A 19,869-nucleotide genomic window follows, 5' to 3' on the forward strand; every position below is an offset into this window, starting at 1 on the left:
CTCATCCTGGACTCACGATTAGTCACGTCCCTGGCATCAGATCACCCCGGCCATCCGCAACGCCACGCCCGCCGCGCAGCTGCCCGCCAGCACCGTCAGCATGCCGAGCTTGAAGCGGAAGATCGCAGTTGCCGCCGCGATTGCCAGCACCAGCGCAGGCACGTCGACGCTTCTGAGCACCGGCATGTCGTAGTTCAGCGGAAACGCATGCACCGGTACAGTCTCGCGGAACAGGGTGTGCAGCGCGAACCAGATTGAGAGGTTGAGGATCACACCGACGACGGCGGCAGTGATCGCACTGAGCGCGCCGGCGAGGCCCGCGTTGCCGCGCAGGCGCTCGATATAGGGCGCGCCGACGAAGATCCAGAGGAAGCAGGGCGTGAAGGTGACCCAGGTCGCGAGCAGGCCGCCGTAGGTTGCCGCCAGCATCGGCGACAGTCCGCCGGGGTCGCGATAGGCCGCCATGAAGCCCACGAATTGCAGCACCATGATCAGCGGGCCCGGCGTGGTCTCGGCCATGCCGAGACCGTCGAGCATCTCATGCGGCTTGAGCCAATGATAATGCTCGACCGCCTGCTGGGCGACATAGGCCAGCACCGCATAGGCGCCGCCGAACGTGACCAGCGCCATCTTCGAGAAGAACAAGGCGATCTGGCTAAATACGTTGGCCTCGCCGAAGCCCATTAGCAGCGCGATCACCGGCACCAGCCAAAGCGCCAGCCACAATGCACCGACGCGGATCGCGCGCGCCGTGTTGGGGCGGACGTGATCGGGCACGGCCTCGCCGAGCATGCTGTCGATCGCTGCGCCGCCGCCATGGCCGTGACCGGCCGGCGCGAATTCCGGACGGCCGCTTCGGGCGCCGGCATAACCGATGAGGCCGGCGGCGATGATGATGATCGGGAAGGGGACCGCGAAGAAGAAAATCGCGACGAAGGCCGCGGCCGCGAGCGCGATCATGATGCGGTTCTTCAGCGCGCGCTTGCCGACGCGCACTACGGCCTCGACGACGATGGCGAGCACGGCCGCCTTGAGCCCGAAGAACAGCGCCTCGACGAAGCTGACATTGCCGAAGGCAGCATAGATGTAGCTGAGGCCCATGATGGCGATGATGCCGGGCAGGATGAACAGCCCGCCCGCCATCAGCCCGCCGGCGGTGCGATGCATCAGCCAGCCGACATAGGTCGCGAGCTGCTGCGCCTCGGGTCCCGGCAGCAGCATGCAATAGTTCAGCGCATGCAGGAAACGGCCCTCGGAGATCCACTTCTTCTCCTCGACCAGGATGCGGTGCATCACCGCGATCTGGCCCGCGGGCCCGCCAAAGCTCAAGCAGGCGACACGGAGCCAGACGCGGAAAGCTTCGCTGAAGCTGATGCCGTGACCGGCACCAGCTCCCGTTTGATCGGCGCGAACGTCCATTACGCCTTCACCTTGTTGGTCGGCCAATTGTGAGTCTCGGTGGTGGCGTCGCGGCACCAGCGGTAGAAGGCATCATAGAGCAGCATGCCGGCCTCGAGCTGCTCGAGGTCGTCGTCATACATGCGCGACAGCCCGAGCGAGGCTGCGAGCAGGCCGGGCGCCTCCGGTGCGAGGTCGGGTCGCGCGGTGTCGGCGCCGCGCACCAGCGTCGCGAGGCGCAGCAGGGGCGGAGTCGCGATGCCGAACTCCTCGATCATCACGTCGAAGGTGCAGAGCTCGCCGCGGTGGCTCCAGAACACGTTCTCGATGTCGAAGGGCGCTGCGCCGAACCGCTCGCCGACGGCGACCACCTCGGACGGCGCGACATAGAGGAACACTGCGGCCGGATCGATGAAGCGGCGGATCAGCCACGGGCAGGCGATGCGGTCGACCTTCGGCCGCGCCCGCGTCACCCAGACGGTGCGCCCCTTGGCATCGCGCGGCGGCAGCTTGCGGGCGTCGACCAGCGGCAGCTTGGCCGCCTTCCAGCCCTCGAAGCCGCCCTCCAGCGTTTCGGCCTGCGCGCCGAGCTGGCGTAACCAGGCCGCGGTGCCTTGCGCGAGCTTCTCGCCGCGGAGGCAGGAGACCACGGCGCGGCGGCCGGCGAAGGCGCCGCCCCATTCCGCCACGTTGTCGTGGCCGAGCTTGATGGAGCCGGGAATCAGCCGCCGGTCGGCGGCGAAATCCTGCTCGGTGCGCACATCGATCAGAACCGGCGCATTCGCCGTGCCGATCAGCCGTGCCATTTTGTCGGATGAGATGGTCGTGAATGTAGACATGATGCGTCCTCGAGAACCAAACGGGACGCGATGCTTGGGCCTGTCGCCTCGTGGGGAGATCGCTCAAATCCCCATGGCGCAGATTACAGCGAAACTAAGAAGCACTGTCAATCCGCGGGACCATTGGTCCTTAGAAAATTGGTGCCTGCCGTCTATATTGGAGGCCAACAGAGCTGAATCTTCAGGAGAAGTCGATGCATTCCCATTCCATCGAACAATGGACCCATGACCACGCCTTCCTGGGCGAGAAGCACGACGACAACGAGCGCCGCACCTGGTTCGTGGTCGTGCTGACGCTGGTCATGATGGTCGGCGAGATCGTCGCCGGCTCGCTGTTCGGTTCGATGGCGCTGCTCGCCGACGGCTGGCACATGGGCACCCATGCGGCGGCGCTCGGCATTGCCGCCTTCGCCTATCGCTTCGCGCGGCGGCATCTGGGGAATGCGCATTTCACCTTCGGCACCGGCAAGTTCGGCGATCTTGCCGCCTTCGCCAGCGCGATCATCCTCGGCCTGATCGCGGTCGAGATCGCCTATGAGAGCGTGCTACGGTTGATCAATCCGGTGCCGATCGTCTACGGCGAGGCCATGGCCGTGGCTGCTCTCGGACTGTGCGTCAATCTCGCCAGCGTGTGGCTGCTGCGCGACAGCCACGATCATCACCATCACGGTCATGGCCATGCGCACGACGACCACGCCGGGCATGACCACGAGCACGATCGTCACCACCATCACCACGACAACAACCTCCGCGCGGCCTATGTCCATGTCATGACCGATGCCGCAACGTCCGTGTTGGCGATCGCAGCGCTTGCCGTCGCGATGTATACGGGCTGGATCTGGGCCGACCCGGCGGTGGGCCTGATCGGCAGCGCCGTGATCGCCAGCTGGGCATTCGGCCTGATCAAATCATCGGGTGCGGTGTTGCTGGACGTGCGCGCCGACGAGAAGCTGGAGCGGGTGATCCGCGCCCGCATGGAGGTCGGCGAGGATCGCGTGACCGACCTGCATCTCTGGCAGGTCGGCCCCGGCCATTGTGCCGTGCTGCTTTCGGTGGTGTCGGACAAGCCGAAGCAGCCGGCCGTCTACAAGCGGCGGCTCGCGGGGCTGAAGGGCCTCAGCCACGTCACGGTCGAGGTCGAGACCTGCCCGCATTAGCGGTGAGTGAACGTGACTTCGCGCATGACGAGAAGAAGTTTGCGTTTTCATTTTGAGTTGTCGCGATTGCGACCCACCCGGGCGTTTCGCAAATCGTGATCTGGTTCATAACCGAGCGGCCAGCTGCGCAGTATGGATTGACGTGCGCTCGATGAGGGCGTGCGTGCGCTGAGTTCGCAACTGCCGGGCAAGGTCCGGTCAACATCAAGGAAGTGAAGCAGTACCGGCCTTAAGGGCCATTCACCTGAGAGCCCGGTCAGCGGAGGCCGGGCTTCGGAGAGACGAGCAATGGGCCTCGTGCAGCAGGACACCGTGGTCCTCTTGGTCGACCTCGTCGAGTCCGTGCGTCTGATGCGGGAGCATGAGGCGTCCGCGGTGCGTCGATGGACCGACTTCGTCCAACTTGCCACCGGCCAAATTCTGCCGCGTTATCGCGGCGGCCTCGTGAAGAGCCTCGGAGACGGGCTCATGGCCCGCTTCGAATCCGTGCGCGATGCCGTCAATGCCGCCGCCGAAATGCACCGGAGTATCTCCGTTCAGAACACCGGGCGGCCTGAAGATGAACACTTCCAGCTTCGTGCGGGGATCAACTCCTCCACCGCCTGGAGTGACGGCACCGACATCTATGGCACCGGTATCAACCTCGCAGCCCGGCTCGCAACTCTTGCCGGTCCCGGTGAAACCATTGCCAGCGAGGCCGCGCATGAGCAACTGGCGACAGCTCTTGCCAGCCTGGCCAGTCCGGGGGAGACGATTGGCAGCGCTGCGGCGCGCGACGAGTTGACGCACGGAGTGGATGCGCTGTGCGAAGATTTGGGCGACTGTATCCTCAAGCACTTTGACAAGCCGGTTCGCGCCTACCGCGTTGGTCCGGCTAGTCCACACCCAAGCCTCGCAGCTCGGCGAGACTATGGAACTCCCATGGAGCCGACAATCGCCGTCATCCCCTTCGACGCGCGCAAGGACGCGGAGGAGCATCTCGACGTCGGTAACCTGATCGCGGACAGCGTGATCTGGTGCCTCTCCAGATCGGCGAACCTCAAGGTGATCTCGCGTCTGTCGACCAATATATTTCGCGGCAGGGTCAGCGATGTGGCGGAAGTATCGGCGCATCTCGGTGCCACCTACATTCTCAGCGGCAGCTATGTGGTCGATGCGGACCGGATTCTGGTGACGGCGGAGCTGTCCGCGGCGCGAACCAATCAAGTCGTCTGGACCGACCGCCTGAGCGGCAATATCGGCGATCTGCTGCAGCCGGAGAGCGAACTGGCTCACCGCATCGCCGCTGCAGTGCATCTGTCGGTCTTCGATGCCGAGGTCGAGCATATCCTGACCCAGCCGTTACCGACGCTAGAAAGCTACTCGCTGCTGCTTGGCAGCATCCGCCTGATGCACCGGTCGAGCAGAGAGGAGTTTCTCCAGACCCGGACGGTGCTGGAGGAACTGATCAATCGCCACGGCCGAATAGCTGCCCCGCGCGCCTGGCTCGCCAACTGGTACATCCTGCGCATGACGCGCGGCTGGTCCGAGGACCGCAAACGCGAGGCCGCCGAGGCCTTGAGCGCCACTCGCGCGGCGCTCGACCGTGACCCGTCCGACGCGCTTGCGCTTGCGACCGAAGGCTTCGTCTATTGTCACATGTTGAAGGACCTGGACGCTGCCCGAAAGCGGTGTGAGCAGGCCGTCGATGCCAACCCCAGCCACGCGTTGGGCTGGCTCTACCGCGGCACCGTCGACGCCTTCAAAGGCGACGGCGAGGCAGCCGTGGACGCAACGCGGCGCGCTCTGAAACTCTCCCCGCTCGATCCGCAGCGGTATTATTTCGAGTCCCTGGGCGCCACGGCGCTTCTATCGGCGCATCGATACGACGAGGCGGAAGAGCTCGCGCGCTCATCTCTCATTCTCAATCGCATGCATCCATCCACGTGGCGGGTCCTCGCTATCGCACTCGTTTCGCAGGGACGGGTCGCGGAGGCCCGCGAAGCCTTGGGCAAGATGCGCGAGCTCGAGCCGCATTTGACCGTAGATCGATACATCGGGCGCCTCCCCAATGCGCATCTCGAAACAGGCAGGCACTGGGCTCGTTGCCTCGAAGTGGCAGGACTACCGACGACAGGCTGACTAACCTCATACCGACTTGTTTTCATAAGGAGGCAGGCAATGGCTCAACTAGGCGGGGCGGGAGGAGCAGGCGGTGCAGGTGGTGCTGGCGGAGCCGGCGGCGCAGGGGGGGCAGGAGGTGCAGGCGGAGCGGGCGGCGCTGGAGGGGCCGGTGGGGCGATAATTGGCACGCTCGGCGACGTCTGGGCCAATCCCATCATGGTGGATGCACTCATCCACGCTCGCGAAGGGACGATCGTTGTTCCCGAAATTTCGACACCTCCATACTTTTATTTTTACGCGCCGGGCTTGCCGACAACGATCGACGACCCCGCCCAACTGGATCGCTGGGAGCCGTGGGTGCGCGCCTACACGGCGGTCGGGGAGATGCTGCACGGCATCACCCTTCAGGTGTCGGCTACCGATCCAAACGCATTCCTGGTTCGGTCGCCCGCATACGTGATTGCGGAGATCGGACGTCCGAGCGCGTCGACGTTTCAAGACCAGATTGCGATGGTCCTGAGTTGGGCCGAGCTGCGCAACGAACGCGCCACGGAAATCATGGCGCAGATCGATCCCCAGTATGCCTTCTGGTCTTCGATCGTCTATCTGCATCCCGAGAGGACCAGGCGCACGTTCGAGCTCATCAACATGGTCCTGCAATTCTGCGTCTACGTGGAAATGCGCTTCAAACATGCGCTGGCCTGCTGGCGGCCGGTCGAATACAACGCCGAGATACAGCCGATGCTCACGACGCCGGGACACGGAAGCTTCCCGAGCGGACATGCAACGCAGGCCTATGCGGTGGCCTACGTGCTGAAACGGCTATTGAGCCTGCAGAAGTCGACATCCGGATTCCCGGAGATCGTCGAGCAGCTCGACCGGCAGGCCGCACGGATCGCAACCAATCGGGTCGTGGCCGGAGTCCATTTTCCAGTCGACAGCATGGCAGGGCGGATGCTGGGTATCGCCTTGGGCGAGTACTTCGTCGGCCGTTGTCTGGGGAGCACAGGGACCAAGAGCCGCACGTTCAACGCGGGCTACGCGGACAGCAACTCCAGGACGGACTTCAATCCCTTCCACGCTGACCAGGCGCTCAATGCCAACAAGTTCTATTCGGAAACCACAGGAGGGACTGTTACGCAGTCCCTCCTAATGAAGGAACTATGGGACAAGGCCTACTACGAAGTTTCGACAAGATTTCCGTAGGAAACACGTCCCTGCAACCGAAGTGGAGAGCATTCCATGGCCGAGGAATTGCCGAGATGCTTCGACCCGTACCTCCGGTACGCAATCGCGAGCGAATTTAAGAACTTCGATTTTTTCGACGAGCAGGAGTCCAAGCTATTCCTGTTCGTGGAGCTTAAGCACGCCGGGCTGGCCGGTGACTTTGTGAGAGCTCTAAGTCGTGACATCTTCGGCGCCGAATTCGGATTGACCAGTCCGAACTCGCGATATCTGACCATACGGGCTTACAAGGCGGCCGTCAGGTCGGAAAGTTTCCGGGCATGGAACGACAACGTATCCCGGGTCGAGTTGTCGCTTCCGTTGAAGCCGACAGCCATAGAAAAGGGGGCGCAGCGGGTTAGGTCCGCGAGCGAACAACCACCAACATCTCTCCTCATCGGCGTGATCGACGATGGCTGTCCGTTCGCCGCCGCTCCGTTTGTCAAATGGACCGCGGGTGTCGCAACCGGGACACGCGTGCGCGGCATCTGGGACCAGAACGAGGATCCAGCCAGAGCCCCGATCCCGGTCGGCGCCGACGTTTTCGGCGAGAAGCCGTTCGACTTCAATTACGGCCTCGAGTTCTTTCGCGAATCCGTACCAGGCGTGATCGGGCTCGACGACTGGATCCTGTTGCACAAGAGGGCGAACACGGTCGACGAGGATGGCTGCTACGCCGATGCGGGTTTCAGGAGCTTGAAGCATCAGCGTTCGCATGGCGCACACGTGATGGACGTCCTCGCGGGACGCATACCGCCCTCGGCGCGCATCGCGCGGCGCGATCCGCCGAGTTGGAATCCCGGAGATCCCTTGACCGATCCCGCTTGCGAAGCCGATATCGTGTTCGTGCAGTTTCCGGAGAGTTGTCTTCGTGATGCGACCGGCGTTTGGCTGAAGGGTTACGTCGCGGACGCAATCGAATACATCATGTCATTTGTCGATTCCCGCATAACGAACGTGGTGATCAATGTCAGCTACGGACCGACGACCGGACCTCACGATGGCACCGCGCCGCTCGAGGAGAAGCTGAGGGAGCTTGTCACTTACTATGACGGTACTTCCGGAAATCCAAAGCTTGATATCTTCCTGTCCGCCGGCAACACGTATCTGAGCGAGGGCCACGTCCGTTTCGTCAGGCAATCCATGGCAGACCCCGATCATGTCGAATGGACCTGGCGCCTTCCTCCCGACAACACCGTGCTCTGCTTTGTCGAAGTCTGGATGAAGAAGAACCACAGCGACGATGTCGTTGTTACGCTCACCTCGCCGGGCGGTTGTAGCTCCTCGTCGACCACCGGTCCTGCGCCCCCCGGCCCCCCACCTCCACCGCCCGCGGTACCCGCTCTTCCGCCCTACACCGGCGCGTATGCCCCGGTTGACTGGGGTGACAACAGGGTGTGGCTGCTTGCGGTCGAGCCCACCATCGCCGGAGCCGGGATGGTGCCCAAACATGGGAATTGGAAGATCAAGGTCGAGGGCATCGAGGCGGGGAACGAGGTTCATGCCTATGTGGCTCGTACCGATCCGAACATGAACATGCGCACCGGCGCGAAGCGCTCGTATTTTGTCGATGCCGGCTGGGAGACGGCCCGCGCGGCCGAGGCCGGCTGCAAATATGCCGGTGGAGAGTTCGACAAGACCGGGTCGCTTGTTTCTCGCCTGGGCACCCTTAACGGGATTGGTACGGACAGCGTCGCGGGTGTGCACGTGGCGGGCGGCTATATTCTGTCGGCGCCGAAACGCAAGTCGCCTTATTCGTCGGCGGGCCGCGCACGAACCGGGCCCCTCCCACGGCGAGTTGGTCCCGACTACGCGCTGTTTTGCGACGAGTCGGATGCTCTCCAGGGCGTACGCGCCGGTGGCAATCGAAGCGGCGCCGTGTTTCGCCTCGTCGGTACCAGCGCCGCCGCGCCGCAGCTCGCGCGACTGGTTGCGAACGGGGTGCCTTTAACGGCACACGATCCGCCAACCAGTCCTCCGGACGAGAAGCGAGGTGATGGCGATCTCTATCCGCCATGATGTGGTCGAAGAGCGCGCCAACAGGAAGGGCATCCGGTCGGGGCAAGCGTCAATCCGGCCGCCGCCCGGCCTCGATGCACAAGATTGCCGACACGCTCGCCGTCGTGCTGGTGCTGGCTGGATTGGCGAAGGGCAGCTTTGCACCGCTCGAGCACTTCACGTCGGCACAATGGATTGCCGGCGTCTAAGGGTGGCTTAGCCCTTCGGCGCGGTTGCTGTCGGCGGGCTCGCCTCCGGCGTCTTCTTCGGTTTCAGCGTGCCGGCATAGAACGAGATCAGCCAGACCAGGAGGATCGCGAGCAGATAAACGCCCCAAGCCTGCGGCGGCGTGGTCGCCCAGCGCACGAGGCCTTTGAATGTGCGGGGCGGGCTGTTGTCGTCGCTCATAGCCCGCTTGTGCGCGAAAGCTAAGGTCTGGTCAATCCGGCCGCCGCCCGGCGCGGATCAGGAACAGCGCGGCCAGCGCCGAGAGGCTGAGCGCGGATGAGACAATCAGCACCTTGGCGCCCATGAGGTCGATGAGCAGGCCGAAGGCGAGCGGCGCCACCGCCTGCGCCATCCGTGCCGGCGCGCCGATGATGCCGAGGCGGTAGCCGAAATCCTTCGGGCCGAAGATCGACAGCGGCAGGGTGCCGCGGGCGATCGTCAGAATGCCGTTGCCGGAGCCGTGGAACAACGCGAACGCGCTCGCCGCAGCGCCGCCGAAGATTGCGACGATCACGGCGCCGAGCGGGTGGGTGAGGCAGGCGAGCCGCGTCGACCACAGCGGATGGAAGCGGCTGAGGAAGCCGGCCTCCAACATGCGTGCACCGACCTGCGCCGGCCCGATCAATGCGCCGGCCGCGATCGCCTCGGCGGGCGTTGCCCCCATCGCCTCCAGGATGCGCGGAAAATGCGCGGCCATCGCGCCGGTGACAGTCCAGACCGCAGCGAAGATGAAGGCCAGCAAGATCATGGTGCGGTCGAGCGGCACATGCGGCTTCGCGGCCGCGGCTGCCGCCTGCTTGGCGCCCTTGATGACCGGCAGCATGAAGAAATTGAGCGGCAGGCCGATCAGGATATTGGCAGCGGCCCAGGCAAAACAGGTTTCGCGCCAGCCGAAATGCGACAGGCCCCAGGCGGTGAGCGGCCAGCCGACGGTGGAGGCGAAGCCCGCCATCAGCGTGATGCCGGTGATCGGCCTGCGCGCCTCGGTGCCGTAGATGCGCCCCAAAGCGGCGAAGGCGGCATCGTAGAGCCCCATTGCCATGCCGATGCCGAGCACCAGCCAGGCGATCGCCATCACCATCACCGACTGCGAGATGCCAAGCAGCACGAGGCCGGCGGCAATGGTCACGTTGGACGCCGACAGCACCTGACGGCCGCCGACGAGATCGATCTGCCGTCCAATGCGCGGGCCCAGCATTGCGGAGAGCACCAGCGCGGCCGAAAACGCGCCGAAGATCCAGTTGGAGGAGACACCGAGCTCGCGTCCCATTGGATCGGCGAGCAGCGCCGGCAGATAATAGCTGGAGGCCCAGGCCAGAGTCTGCGTGGTGCCGAGCGCCAGGATGATCGGAAGCTGGCGCTGGGTCATGTCCTCGTATTTCCGATCGGCCGTGTCATCGGCGCATTTGCAGCCCGCGGCGAGAGCGCGTCAACCGCGTCTGCGGCATATTCGACCTGCTGCCGGCGGGGAGCCTTTGGGTTGTATGCGGACATCCGCCTTCCGCTCGTCACGAATGCACGCCATAATGGCGCATGCAATTGACCTCGCGCCTTACGCTGATGAACTGGCTGACCGGCCAGGGGCTCACGGGCCTGCCCGAAATTGAACTGCTCCGCGGCTTTTGCGAGCGTTGCTGCGCCGAGGGGCTGGAATTGTCGCGTGGCCTCGTCGTCATCGACACGCTGCATCCGATCTATGAAGGCCGCGGCTTCCGCTGGAGCGATCGTCCCAGCAACGAGAGCGATGCCTTCGAATACGGCTCGACCGCCGACGGCGACGCCGCCAAGAGCTGGCGCCGCTCGGTGTTCTTCCACATGCTCGAGAATGGCCACGACGAGATGGTGATCGATCTCGCCGATGCGCCGTCGATGGATTTCTCGCAGATCGGCGAGCTCGCCGAGAAGGGTCACAAGCACTATCTCGCCTTCGTCCACCGCTTCGGCGAGAACGGCGCGCTCGGCCTGATGGATTGCCTCTATTCCTGCTGGACCACCCGCCGCGCGAGCGGGTTCTCCGGACTGGAGCTGGAAGCGCTGCGCGATCTGGTTCCGGTGTTGGGGCTCGCGATCAAGTCGGCGCAGCAGGTCGACATCGCGCGCACGCTCGGCCGGGTCTATCTCGGCCGCGACGCCTCCGAGCAGGTGCTGCGCGGGCGCATCTCGCGCGGCGTCACCGAGCGCATCAATGCCGTGCTGTGGTATTCGGACCTGCGCGGCTCGACCGGCATCAGCGAGAGCATCGGTCCCGACGAGATCATCCCATTCCTCAACGACTATGCGCAGGCCGTGATCGATCCGATCCACGAAGCCGGCGGCGACGTGCTGAAGCTGATCGGCGACGGGGTGCTCGCGATGTTCTGGGGCGAAGACATGGCGGATGCGCGGCGGGCCGCGCTCCGCGCCGAGCACCTGTTCCGCAAGAATGTCGCTGCGCTGAACGAGCGGCGGGCGGCGGAGGGCCGTCCGACCACGTCAGCCTATATCGGCCTGCATGTCGGCGAGGTCTTCTACGGCAATATCGGCAGCGAGGACCGGCTTGATTTCACCGTGGTCGGCCCGACCGTCAACGAGGTCAGCCGCATCGCCTCGATGAGCCGCTCGGTGGATCGCGAGCTCTTGGCGTCGTCCGAATTCTACAAGGGCTTAGATGCCGCCGGCCGCCGCTACCTCGTCTCCACCGGCCGCTACGCGCTGCGCGGCATCGGCCGCGCGCAGGATCTCTACACGCTTGATCCGGAAGTCGACGCGAGCGAGCCGGTCAGGGGCAGCTACGAGCGCTATCTGGCGGGTTAGTCTCCGCGGCCTCAACAGACGCCGTCATTGCGAACGCAGCGAAGCAATCCAGAGTCCCGCGACGGAGGGACCCTGGATTGCTTCGTCGCTACGCTCCTCGCAATGCACTTGTGGTCAGCACCGCGCCGCCACCTCGTCTCCCACCATGTCCGGCTGCCGGTCCAGTCCCACCGCCGGGGACAGCAGGATCACCAGCGCCTGCATGCCGAACAATGCGGCGGCGACATAGAGGCATGCCTCCGCGCTCCAGAGGCCGCCGACGAGCGCGCCCAGCACTGAACCGAGCGGGCGGGCGCTGTAGCTCATGATGTTGATGGCGGAGACGCGGCCGAGCAGGCGCGGCGGCGTCACGGACTGGCGCAGCGTTGTGGTCGAGATCACCCACAGGATCGGGCCGACGCCAAGCAGGAAGAAGCTCAAGCCCGCGAGCCAGGGCGAGGGGACCAGCACCGTCAGCGCCATCACCAAGGCGGCGACAAAGCCGGCGACGGGGCCGAGGCCCACCACAGTGCCAAAGGCGATGCGCTTCATCACGCGCGTGGCGAGGAGCGCGCCGATCACCATGCCGACGCCGTACATCGTCAGCACCGTGCCGACACCGGCGGCGCTCAGACCGAGATGGCGCACGGCGTAGGGCACGAACACGGCGATCTGCAGGAACCAGCCGGTGTTGAAGATGAACTGGGTGATGAAGACCGGCCGCAGCAGCGGATGGTGAAACACGAAGGCCGCGCCCTCGCGGATCTCCTGGAGCGGATGCCGCCGGGGCGCAGGCGCGCGTGCGGGCTCGTAGATGCCGGAGAGCAGCACGACCGCGATGGCCGAGAGCGCCGCGGCAAAGCCGAACGCCGGGCTCGCGCCCCACCACCCAACCAGCGCACCGCCGAGGGCAGGGCCGCTGGCGAAGGCGATGGTGCGCGCCAGCTCGATGCGCGCATTGGCCGCCGGCAACAGGTCGGAGCTCACCAGCGAGGGCACCAGCGCCGGTGCTGCCACGCTGTAAACGACGGTGCCGCACACGGCGGCGAAGCCGAGCAGGGCCAGCAGCGGCAGGTTGAGGGCTCCCAGCGCGAGCAGCAGCACGACGGCCGCGAGCGCCACCGCCCGCAGCGCCTCGGCGCTCGCCATCAGCCTGCGGCGGGAAATTCGGTCGGCAAGCACGCCGGCGGGGATGGCGAACAGGACGAAGGGCAGGGTGAGTGCGGTCTGGAGCAGGCCGGTCTGCCCTTCGGCCACTCCCAGCGTCAGCACGGCGACGATGGGCGCTGCCGCGAGCGCAATCTGCTCGGCCGACTGCGCTGCGAGATTGGACCAGGCGAGGCGGTTGAAAGTGTCAGGGAGGCGAGGCGGCGTTGACATGGCGCATATCCCGTAAAGGCGAATTTGCCGATGTTGGCCCCCGATGACCACCAAACCCACCCGCTTCCCGACAAGAGGCGATCTCCCCACGATCCGCGGCGGTACGTTCGCCGCTAGATGCAGTTGCAAATGAGTTGCAATAAGAACGAAGTTGGGTATTCTGCCGACATGGATGCTAGATCACCCCACATCACTCCCGACCTCGCCGGCTGGCGCGCTGACGCCCCCATCACCAAGAGCCTCGCTGAGGTCAATTCCACAGTCGCCATTCCGGCCGCCGGCCGGTGGTGGCGGCGGTTGCTGGCCTTCGTCGGGCCGGGCTACCTCGTCTCGGTCGGCTACATGGACCCCGGCAATTGGGCGACCGATCTCGCCGGCGGGTCGAAGTTCGGCTACACGCTGCTCTCCGTCATCCTGATCTCGAACTTGATGGCGATCCTGCTCCAGTCGCTGGCGGCTCGGCTCGGAATCGTCACCGACCGCGATCTCGCGCAGGCCTGCCGCGCCTCCTATCCGCGGGTAGTGAACTTCCTGCTTTGGCTCGCCTGCGAGGCCGCCATCATCGCCTGCGATCTCGCCGAGGTGATCGGCACGGCGATCGCGCTGAAGCTGCTATTCGGCATTCCCCTGATCGGCGGCGCATTGATTGCGGCCCTCGACGCCTTCCTGCTGCTGCTGCTGATGAACCGGGGCTTCCGCTTCCTGGAGGCTTTCGTCATCGCGCTACTGGTGGTGATCGCCGTTTGCTTCGCGGTGCAGATCGCGGCGGCGGCTCCGCCGGTGGCAGAGGTCTTGCGGGGTTTCGTGCCCAAGAGCGAGATCTTCACCAATTCCGACATGCTCTACATCGCGATCGGCATCATCGGCGCCACCGTGATGCCGCACAATCTCTACCTGCACTCCTCGATCGTGCAGACGCGCGCTTATGAACGCAACGACACCGGCCGGCGCGAAGCGATCAAATGGGCGACGACGGACTCGACCATCGCCCTGATGCTGGCGCTGTTCATCAACGCCGCGATCCTCGTCGTGGCCGCCGCGACCTTCCACAAGAGCGGCCATTCCGACGTGGCCGGGATTGAGCAGGCGTTCGAGTTGCTGTCGCCGCTGCTCGGCCTCGGCATCGCCTCGACGCTGTTCGCGGTAGCGCTGCTCGCCTCCGGTCTCAACTCGACGGTCACTGCGACGCTCGCCGGCCAGATCGTGATGGAGGGCTTTCTCGACCTGCGCCTGCCCAGCTGGGCGCGCCGCCTCTTGACGCGCGGCATCGCCATCGTTCCCGTGATCATCGTCACCGCGATCTACGGCGAGCGCGGCACGGCAGATTTGCTCGTGTTCAGCCAGGTCGTGCTGTCGATGCAGCTGCCTTTCGCGGTGATCCCGCTGGTCCGCTTCGTCTCCGACCGCCGCAAGATGGGCAAGTTCGCGATTCCGATGTCGGTTGCCGCGGTCGCCTGGATCGTCGCGGGCATCATCGTGATTTTGAATCTGAAGCTGCTGGCCGATACGTTTTTTGGGTGAGTGGCGAATGGCGAGTAGCGAGTAGGTGGGGTCGTTCTCCCATTCGCTACTCGCCACTCACCATTCGCTAATCCTGCGGCTCGGATGCTGTGTCGCCCTGCGCGTCGATGCGGAGCCAGCCTGACGGGGCGAGGCGCTGCTGCGGCAGGAAGCGGGCCTTGTAGTCCATCTTCTTGGAGCCCTCGATCCAGTAGCCGAGATAGACGTAAGGCAGCCCTTGCCGTCGTGCACGGGCGATATGGTCGAGGATCATGAAGGTGCCCATCGAGCGGCTGACCTGGCCAGGATCGAAGAACGAATAGACCATCGACAGGCCGTCGCTGAGGACGTCAGTGAGCGCCACCGCGATCAGCTCTTCGCCGCGCCCGGTGATGCCGCTGTCGGGGCCGCGCTTGCGGTACTCGATGATGCGGGTCTCGACGTGGCTGTCCTCGACCATCATGGCGTAGTCGAGCACGGTCATGTCGGCCATCCCGCCGTGGCGGTGGCGGGCGTCGAGATAGGCGCGGAACACGGAATATTGCTCGGAGGTCGGCACCGCGCTGCGCTGCTCGCCGATGATGTCGGCGTTCCGCGCCATCACCTTGCGGAAGTTGCGCGAGGGGCGGAACTCGTTGGCGATGACCCGGACCGAGACGCAGGCGCGGCACTGGTCGCAGGCGGGACGGTAGGCGATCGACTGGCTGCGGCGGAAACCGCCGTGGGTCAGCAGGTCGTTGAGGTCACCGGCGCGGTCCCCGACCAGATGCGTAAACACCTTGCGCTCATGCCGGCCCGGCAAATACGGGCAGGGGGAGGGCGCCGTAAGGTAAAACTGTGGGGTGTCGCGCGAGTGCTGGGTCAAGGGACGTCGTGGGCCTCCGAAACAGGCATCAGCATCGCGCTCCAGAAGCCCCCGGTCAATCGATTAGCTCACCATGTCCGCGCCGCCTGCGGTGCGGGTATCCGAACCGAATTGTTGATCACGACCGTTCCCAGCACGAAATCGTGCAGCAGGCGACGGCGGCCGTTGAACAGGCCGACCAGCACCACGAACGGCGACAGGAACGAGACCGTCACCCAGAACAGCACGGCATGGGTGGCGCCGAGCACGAAGTAGCCGGGAGCGCCGTACCAGGTGCGCAGCTCCAGGTCCATCAGGCGCATGCCGACCGTGGCGGAGGACGCACCGCCGATGCTGGCGCCGTAATAGACGATGGCCCAGATCACGGAGGCCGGCCAGGCGATCCAGAACAGCGCCCAGCCGATGCCGAGGGTGACCACACCGAACAAGGCAATGAAGACGTAGCCGAGGATCACCGGCACCGAGATCACGACCATGTCGATCAGGAAGGCGAACACTCGCCGCGTCGCGACGCCCCGGAACAGTTCCGGATGCAGGTCAGGGTCGTAGGCATGCGGTTGCATGGCGCCGTCATTGCGCCAGCCGCCCGAATTGCCCGAGTTGTACGACATGGTCCGTTCTCCCAGCGAAGCCCCCCTCGCAGGACATGGGAACAGGCCATGCCCGTGCCAAGGGCGCGCGTGCGGCAGCAAGCCGAAATATTCCGGCGATTCGGGGGCGAAGGTAGGCCACAAGCGCGGATGCTGTAGGGTGGGCAAAGGCGCGCAGCGCCGTGCCCACCATTGCCCGCCGACTTACACGATGGATCGGTGGGCCCGCTTCGCTTGGCCCACCCGACGACAGCTTACGTCTGGCTGCGCAGCTTCTCCGCCGCCTTCGGCGCAAAATAGCTCAGCACACCGTCGGCACCGGCGCGCTTGAAGGCGAGCAGGCTTTCCATCATGGCGCGGTCGCCGTCGAGCCAGCCGTTGTTCGCGGCTGCAGCGATCATCGCGTATTCGCCGGAGACCTGATAGGCGAAGGTCGGCATCGCAAACGTGTCCTTCACGCGGCGGACCACGTCGAGATAGGGCATGCCTGGCTTCACCATCACCATGTCGGCGCCCTCGGCGATGTCGAGCTCGACCTCGCGCAGCGCTTCATCGGTGTTGGCGCTGTCCATCTGATAGGTGCGCTTGTCGCCGGTGAGCGTCTTGGCCGAGCCGATGGCGTCGCGGAACGGGCCATAGAAGGCGGAGGCGTATTTCGCGGCATAGGCCATGATCTGCACGTCGAGCAGGCCGGCGCGGTCCAGCCCCTCGCGGATCGCGGCGACGCGGCCGTCCATCATGTCGGAGGGCGCGATGATGTCGCAGCCGGCTTCGGCCTGCACCAGGGCCTGACGCACCAGCACGGCGACCGTCTCGTCATTCAGGATCTTGCCGTCGGAGATCAGTCCGTCATGGCCGTGGCTGGTGAAGGGATCGAGCGCGACGTCGCAGAGGATTCCGATCTCGGGAAACTCCTTCTTGATCGCGCGCACGGCCTGGCAGACCAGGTTGTTCGGGTTGGTGGCTTCCGACCCTTCCTCGTCGCGCAAGGAGGGATCGGTGTAGGGAAACAGCGCGATGCAGGGAATGGTCAGCTTCATCGCGCGCTCGGCCTCGCGCACGGCCTGGTCGACGCTGAGCCGGTCGACGCCGGGCATCGAGGCGACCTGCTCACGCTTATTGGTGCCGTCGATCAGGAACAGCGGCCAGATCAGATCGTCGGTGGTGAGGACGTTCTCGCGCACCATGCGCCTAGCCCACTCGGCCTTGCGGTTGCGGCGCGGACGGACGGTCAGATCGAGGGCATGCGGCACCGCGGTGCTGTCCCGGCGCGAAACTTCGCGCAATTCGATCGGACGTCCGTATTTGATCGCCATTACTCTTCCTCCGGCTGGAATTATTCTTATACCAGCTCGCATGGTTCCCGTCACCGCGGCTTGACCTGCCGCAAGGCAGATCTGAACCCGACTTGGGCAGCCGATTGATTTTGCGGGCCGAAGCAGCCAGAAGGGGCCATGTCCGAGATCTCCACCCGCGATGCGGCCCAGGGCAGCGCCAATGCCAGGGACGCTGCCCGAGACACTGCCAGAGAGAGCGCGCTCTCGGTGGCGGCGATCTCATCGGAGCGCCCGGAGTCCGACGACAATGTCTGGACCCGCCGGCTGGTGCTGTTCCTGCGGGTGATGGCGCTGCTCTCGATCCTGAAAGGCCTCTATCATTGGGCGCAGGTCACGGGCTTCGTCGGCGGCGAGGACGAGGCGTTCGAGAACCAGTCGATGGCCTGGCAGGCCGCGACCGTCTACTTCGCGGTGATCGAGCTCGTCGCCGCGGTCGGCCTCTGGCTGGCGACGCCCTGGGGCGCGGTGGTGTGGCTGACGACCGTGGTGTCGATGGCCGTGATCGAGCTGATGTTCCCGGGAATCTACGGCGGCAGCCTGGTTGTGGTCGGCGTCGAGGTCTTCATGCTTGCCGCTTATCTCGCGCTCGCCTGGATGGCCGCGCGCGAGCGGCCGCCGTAGGCGACAACGTCGCGATCGACGACACTCTCGTGCCCCGCAGCGGCAGCGCGCCGCGCTTGCGGCGTGATGCGCTGCAGAGCCGGGGCCCATCTCTCCACCATCTCGCCTGCGGCTTCTGGGTCCCGGATCTTCGCTGCGCTTGTCCGGGACTGGAGAATGTTGCGTTTGGTTGACCGCTGGTTGCCTAAAATTCGCGGCAAGTTTTCATTGACCAGCCGGTTCCGCCACAGCTCTTACGCGTGCGTTTCGAAACGGGGCGGGGCTGTTCTGGAATGCGACAACAGGGGCGGACGGAGGGTGAACAGGACCTTGCGAAGGTCAACAGAGGCTTTCAAAAAGTACTTGTGGCACAGGCTTAATGCGCAATTCACTGTCTTAAATTCATGATCTCTTTATTCTCTTATTTAAGCCGATCTTCAAACGCCCCTCTTAAGTTGCACCTATCAGACGGGACACAAGTTTCGTCGAATAAGTGTCGATAAAAACGACAACAGGGGAAGTGTCATGATGAAAGCCGTCGCAACTGCGGCAGATACCGCAGAGCGCGTCTCCGGCCAGCAGGGTTCGGTGCAGTCGCTCTATCTGGAAGCTTTGACTCTGGTGGAGCGGCTGCATCGCCGGCTCCTCGACGTGATCAAGGACGAATTCGATCGCCGCGGCCGTGCGGACATCAACTCGGTCCAGGCGCTCTTGCTCTACAACATCGGCGACAAGGAGCTGACCGCGGGCGAATTGCGCACGCGCGGTTACTATCTCGGCTCCAACGTCTCCTACAATCTGAAGAAGCTCGTCGAGCTCGGCTTCCTCGATCATCAGCGCTCGCGCGTCGATCGCCGCTCGGTGCGCATCCGCCTGACCCCGCAGGGCCAGGAAGTCCGCCGCATCGTCGATGCGCTCTACCAGAAGCACGTCAAGACGGTGGAGCAGGTCGGCGGCATCTCCGGCGACGAGTTCGCGACCCTCAACAAGTCGCTGCACCGCCTGGAGCGGTTCTGGACCGACCAGATCCTCTATCGCCTTTGAGTTCTAAAGGGATCTGGGCGAAGCAGGCCCGCAACAAGACCGGCAGCCCTCCCGAACGTGCCTGACTTCCCCAAGCGCGCTGGTCCGGAGTTGCCCCGGACCGGTGCGTTGATATCTTTTTTGCACCTGCGAAAAAATCCCCCGGCAGCCAGGAACCAGTTCCGGGCTCGGCGCTTATCTTCTTCGGATCGGAGAAACGACGATGCTGGTCGAGCGCGGGCTTCGGGTGATGAACGTGGAACTCGTCAGCGAGGCCTACGCCATCGCCGCGAACTACCTTCGCCGCTCCGGCGCAATCCCGGACACTCTGGTTACCGACGACCGCCTGCTTCACCTGATCGTCAAACTGCTCCAGCAGGGTGAATTCAACAAGATCAGGCTGGCCAACAAGGCGATCGGCCGGTTCCAGGCGCGGACCGAGGCCAAAGCGGTTGCCTGATCAAAACTCCCACAATCCCCCCGAACCAGAGGATGCCATGGAAGCCGCCATCGACCGCATCATGCAGACCTACGACCTGCTCGCCAACCGCACCGCGGCGGCCAGCGCCGAGGCGCGTGAAAAGGTTACGAATTACCTCAACATCCTGATGGAAGCCGGCGAGACCGACAGTCACAGGTTGACCGTCTGCGGCCTGACCTATCTGCGCCAGCTCGACGGCAGCGTCGACCCAGTGAAGGCGGGGTACACGGGGCTTTAGCACGACCTTCAAGAATGAGGCCCAAGGCGGCCCCAGCCCGGATCTTGACAGGGAGCGGTCTCGCAACCGCTCCCGGGCTGAAAACCTCCAATCCCACCATATCTTGCATAAATATCAGGCCCGACCCGCAAATGCT

General features: G+C 64.7%; 18 protein-coding genes. 10 read left to right on the plus strand and 8 right to left on the minus strand.

The window, feature by feature from the left end:
• Positions 1 to 36: 36 nt before the first annotated feature.
• Positions 37 to 1,419: a chromate efflux transporter gene (gene chrA / locus ABIA45_RS06535; RefSeq protein ID WP_404651431.1), complete on the minus strand. Its 1,383-nt coding sequence runs from the start codon at positions 1,417 to 1,419 to the stop codon at positions 37 to 39.
• A complete protein-coding gene (locus tag ABIA45_RS06540) occupies positions 1,419 to 2,237 on the minus strand; it encodes a chromate resistance protein ChrB domain-containing protein (protein WP_157287371.1) in 819 nt (272 codons plus the stop codon). Before ABIA45_RS06540 ends, chrA begins: the two co-directional genes overlap by 1 nt.
• Positions 2,238 to 2,431: 194 nt before the next feature.
• Between ABIA45_RS06540 and dmeF the strand changes: the two genes are divergently transcribed.
• The 4 genes from dmeF to ABIA45_RS06560 all read left to right on the plus strand — a co-directional run bounded on the left by dmeF (position 2,432) and on the right by ABIA45_RS06560 (position 8,740).
• Positions 2,432 to 3,394, plus strand: coding sequence for a CDF family Co(II)/Ni(II) efflux transporter DmeF (gene dmeF, locus ABIA45_RS06545; protein WP_404651433.1), 963 nt, complete (start codon positions 2,432 to 2,434; stop codon positions 3,392 to 3,394).
• Between the two features lie 288 nt (positions 3,395 to 3,682).
• The gene (locus ABIA45_RS06550; RefSeq protein WP_404651435.1) at positions 3,683 to 5,515 is read left to right on the plus strand and encodes an adenylate/guanylate cyclase domain-containing protein; all 1,833 of its coding nucleotides are present in this window, start codon (positions 3,683 to 3,685) and stop codon (positions 5,513 to 5,515) included.
• A gap of 39 nt (positions 5,516 to 5,554) precedes the next feature.
• Positions 5,555 to 6,703, plus strand: coding sequence for a phosphatase PAP2 family protein (locus ABIA45_RS06555; RefSeq protein ID WP_404651436.1), 1,149 nt, complete (start codon positions 5,555 to 5,557; stop codon positions 6,701 to 6,703).
• A gap of 36 nt (positions 6,704 to 6,739) precedes the next feature.
• Entirely contained in the window at positions 6,740 to 8,740 is a 2,001-nt protein-coding gene (locus ABIA45_RS06560; protein WP_404651437.1) for a hypothetical protein, read from the plus strand.
• Between the two features lie 195 nt (positions 8,741 to 8,935).
• Here the strand turns inward: ABIA45_RS06560 and ABIA45_RS06565 are convergent, their stop codons facing one another.
• Together ABIA45_RS06565 and ABIA45_RS06570 are read right to left on the minus strand one after the other, a co-directional pair.
• The gene (locus tag ABIA45_RS06565; RefSeq protein ID WP_157283483.1) at positions 8,936 to 9,127 is read right to left on the minus strand and encodes a hypothetical protein; all 192 of its coding nucleotides are present in this window, start codon (positions 9,125 to 9,127) and stop codon (positions 8,936 to 8,938) included.
• A gap of 31 nt (positions 9,128 to 9,158) precedes the next feature.
• A complete protein-coding gene (locus ABIA45_RS06570) occupies positions 9,159 to 10,316 on the minus strand; it encodes an MFS transporter (RefSeq protein ID WP_404540739.1) in 1,158 nt (385 codons plus the stop codon).
• 164 nt (positions 10,317 to 10,480) lie between these two features.
• Between ABIA45_RS06570 and ABIA45_RS06575 the strand changes: the two genes are divergently transcribed.
• Positions 10,481 to 11,740, plus strand: coding sequence for an adenylate/guanylate cyclase domain-containing protein (locus ABIA45_RS06575; RefSeq protein WP_036014983.1), 1,260 nt, complete (start codon positions 10,481 to 10,483; stop codon positions 11,738 to 11,740).
• A gap of 114 nt (positions 11,741 to 11,854) precedes the next feature.
• Here ABIA45_RS06575 and ABIA45_RS06580 read toward each other — a convergent pair whose 3' ends face one another.
• Positions 11,855 to 13,099, minus strand: a complete 1,245-nt coding sequence (locus tag ABIA45_RS06580) for an MFS transporter (RefSeq protein ID WP_275499958.1) — start codon at positions 13,097 to 13,099, stop codon at positions 11,855 to 11,857.
• Between the two features lie 168 nt (positions 13,100 to 13,267).
• Between ABIA45_RS06580 and ABIA45_RS06585 the strand changes: the two genes are divergently transcribed.
• Positions 13,268 to 14,620: an Nramp family divalent metal transporter gene (locus ABIA45_RS06585; RefSeq protein ID WP_157283487.1), complete on the plus strand. Its 1,353-nt coding sequence runs from the start codon at positions 13,268 to 13,270 to the stop codon at positions 14,618 to 14,620.
• 67 nt (positions 14,621 to 14,687) lie between these two features.
• On the opposite strand, the gene ABIA45_RS06590 is transcribed toward ABIA45_RS06585, so the two are convergent.
• The 3 genes from ABIA45_RS06590 to hemB all read right to left on the minus strand — a co-directional run bounded on the left by ABIA45_RS06590 (position 14,688) and on the right by hemB (position 17,370).
• Positions 14,688 to 15,464 carry an arginyltransferase gene (locus ABIA45_RS06590; protein WP_225151846.1) on the minus strand — a complete coding sequence of 259 codons (777 nt, stop codon included), beginning with the start codon at positions 15,462 to 15,464 and terminating at the stop codon, positions 14,688 to 14,690.
• Positions 15,465 to 15,532: 68 nt separating this feature from the next.
• Positions 15,533 to 16,075 carry an RDD family protein gene (locus ABIA45_RS06595; RefSeq protein ID WP_275510104.1) on the minus strand — a complete coding sequence of 181 codons (543 nt, stop codon included), beginning with the start codon at positions 16,073 to 16,075 and terminating at the stop codon, positions 15,533 to 15,535.
• A 233-nt stretch (positions 16,076 to 16,308) separates the two neighbouring features.
• Complete coding sequence (gene hemB / locus ABIA45_RS06600) at positions 16,309 to 17,370, minus strand: porphobilinogen synthase (protein WP_404651440.1); 1,062 nt, start codon at positions 17,368 to 17,370, stop codon at positions 16,309 to 16,311.
• A gap of 138 nt (positions 17,371 to 17,508) precedes the next feature.
• On the opposite strand from hemB, the gene ABIA45_RS06605 reads away from it, so the two are divergent.
• From ABIA45_RS06605 to ABIA45_RS06620, 4 genes are all read left to right on the plus strand, one after another.
• On the plus strand, positions 17,509 to 18,012 hold the full coding sequence (locus ABIA45_RS06605) for a DUF6163 family protein (RefSeq protein WP_404651442.1): 504 nt from the start codon (positions 17,509 to 17,511) through the stop codon (positions 18,010 to 18,012).
• 504 nt (positions 18,013 to 18,516) lie between these two features.
• Positions 18,517 to 19,035 carry a transcriptional regulator LdtR gene (gene ldtR, locus ABIA45_RS06610; RefSeq protein ID WP_025036696.1) on the plus strand — a complete coding sequence of 173 codons (519 nt, stop codon included), beginning with the start codon at positions 18,517 to 18,519 and terminating at the stop codon, positions 19,033 to 19,035.
• Positions 19,036 to 19,237: 202 nt separating this feature from the next.
• Complete coding sequence (locus ABIA45_RS06615; RefSeq protein WP_157283491.1) at positions 19,238 to 19,474, plus strand: hypothetical protein; 237 nt, start codon at positions 19,238 to 19,240, stop codon at positions 19,472 to 19,474.
• A gap of 37 nt (positions 19,475 to 19,511) precedes the next feature.
• Entirely contained in the window at positions 19,512 to 19,733 is a 222-nt protein-coding gene (locus ABIA45_RS06620; protein ID WP_128265268.1) for a hypothetical protein, read from the plus strand.
• Positions 19,734 to 19,869 lie beyond the last annotated feature (136 nt).

This window comes from Bradyrhizobium sp. USDA 336, assembly GCF_044908355.1.
GTDB lineage: Bacteria > Pseudomonadota > Alphaproteobacteria > Rhizobiales > Xanthobacteraceae > Bradyrhizobium > Bradyrhizobium yuanmingense.